This is a genomic window from Alkaliflexus imshenetskii DSM 15055 (assembly GCF_000517065.1).
Classification (GTDB): domain Bacteria; phylum Bacteroidota; class Bacteroidia; order Bacteroidales; family Marinilabiliaceae; genus Alkaliflexus; species Alkaliflexus imshenetskii.
Genome location: NZ_AJUM01000005.1, coordinates 1 through 2,231 on the forward strand (window position 1 = coordinate 1; position 2,231 = coordinate 2,231).

The 2,231-nt window shown below is 40.7% G+C and carries 3 protein-coding genes; all 3 read left to right on the forward strand.

Features of this window, described 5'->3' with window-relative positions:
* Nucleotides 1-654: tyrosine-type recombinase/integrase (locus ALKIM_RS0100065; RefSeq protein ID WP_026472886.1), on the forward strand; the 654-nt coding region annotated here is incomplete at its 5' end.
* Complete coding sequence (locus tag ALKIM_RS20095; protein ID WP_175576951.1) at nucleotides 648-1,595, forward strand: tyrosine-type recombinase/integrase; 948 nt, start codon at nucleotides 648-650, stop codon at nucleotides 1,593-1,595. The genes ALKIM_RS0100065 and ALKIM_RS20095, both read left to right, overlap by 7 nt.
* Before the next feature lie 47 nt (nucleotides 1,596-1,642).
* Nucleotides 1,643-2,231 (forward strand): Fic family protein (locus ALKIM_RS0100075; protein WP_218916643.1); only part of this gene is annotated, 589 nt, incomplete at its 3' end.

Here is a 2,231-nt window from a genome sequence, read left to right on the forward strand (position 1 = left end):
CTTCTAAGCAAATATTTACAGTTGACCGAAAAGGCAAACATCCTAATTAAGCCGCAATTACTCAAAACCACCGAAACCGCCACCTACCTATCTAAAACAGAAATACAGACCCTTTACCAGGCAGCCAAAGACGAAACGAACCTTTATAACCAAAGAGATACCGCCATGCTTGACATCTTCTATGGTTGTGGCCTTAGAGCCAGCGAAGGAGCCGCTCTTAACCTGAGCGACCTGCTTTTTGAAAAGAACCTTTTGTATGTACGAAAAGGCAAAGGCTATCGGGAAAGATACGTACCCATGAGCAAACAAGTAAAAGCCGACCTTCAAGAATACATCATTAACCAGAGGCCCCAATTGTTACACGCCAAGCAATCCAAAGCCCCCGATGAATCAAGCCAGGCTTTATTACTTGGCCGGGGTGGCGTAAGATGGAGCATACAGGGCATGTACCACCGCTTGCAGCTCCTGAAAAGTAAAACCAACAATGAAATGCTGAAACAAAAATCCTTTGGCCTGCATATTTTGCGGCACTCCATTGCCACACATCTTTTGCAAGATGGTATGCGCTTAGAAAACATAGCCCTGTTCCTGGGTCATAAATCGATAGAAACCACACAGAAATATACTCACTTAGCAAAGGAGGAGGAATGCTGAGTAAAGCCAAATCCAAAGAGCAAAGCGAAGCAGAGTGCTTTGAAAAGTACCTTACAAGCAAAGGCTTTGGTAAGAACACCATCCTTGATTACACTCTTTTCGTTGAAAAGAAGTTCAAACCTTATTTGAATGCATCAGCCAATAAGGACTTAAGTTCTTTTTCTTCAATTGAAAGAGAAAAGCCAATTGAGCCAATTGTTGAGCCAATCGACCATGAAACCCTGATGGGGTACATCCGCTATCGTAAAGGCCAGGGAATAGGTCCCAAAACCATCAACATGGAGCTAAAGAAAATCAGCTATTATTTAGACTTTAAAGCCTTGCCCAATGTAGCAGAACCCATACGGGTAAAAGGTGTTCAACGAAGAATGCCCCATGATTTATTTACCCAAAAACAGCTTGACCACATCTACCAGAACTTCCCGGAAAGCAAGAGCCCATGGACACATAAAAAAACATTAAGAATCTACCACCTTATTTTAGGCCTGCGCATTTATCAGGGTCTGCAGGAACAAGAGTTGGCAAAGCTTGAATTACATCACCTGCAGCTTGATAAAGGCAAGATATACGTTCCATCCACCAAAAGAACAAACAAAAGAATCTTAGACCTGAAACCCTTTCAAATACTACCCCTGCACGAATATCTTTTAACTGATAGAAAGTCCTTAAACGATAAAATAGAAGGAAATTACCTGTTCCACAAAAAGCGCCTAATCCGCGGCATGTCCAGAATAAAAGCCATGATAAAGCGCTATGAACCCAGACTCACAAACATGGCACAAATCCGTGCAAGCACCATTACCAATTGGCTCAAACATTACAACCTCAGAGAAGTGCAATACATGGCCGGCCACAAATACGTAAGCAGCACCGAACGTTATAGAATGGATACCTTGGAGGATTTACAGAAAGAACTGGAGAAATATCATCCATTAAAATAAGGCAAATAAAAGAATAATTTTTACTTTTGGATAAATATGGATACGTTATGGATATGTCTAAAAACATCAACAATAAACTTGAATTTGGCGGGGCTGTTTATCAGCAGATTACCCAAAAGTTAAGCATAATAGACTCTTTCAAGGGAAATTGGAAAGCTATTGAAAATAGTGAAAGCCGCTATTTAAAGGAGCTAAGAAAGATAGCTACCATTGAAAGTATTGGTTCATCCACTCGAATTGAAGGGGCAACCCTAACTGATGAAGAAGTAGAAAAGCTCTTAAAATCAGTAAAAATAACAAAGCTGCAATCACGCGACGAACAGGAAGTTGTAGGCTATTATGAGGCATTGGAAATAATTTTAGAGAATTATACCGACATCGAAATATCGGAAAGATATATTCATCAACTGCATGGAACATTACTAAAACATAGTGATAAAGACCAGACTCACAAAGGAAGATACAAGAACCTGTCGAATCAGGTTGTTGCGAATTATCCCGATGGTACGCAGCGGACTATTTTTAGGACAACAGAGCCACATTTAACGCCCAATGAAATGCAAGATTTGATTGAATGGGCAAACCAGCGACTGGAAAAGAAAGATATGCATCCTTTGCTGATGACGGCAACTTTTG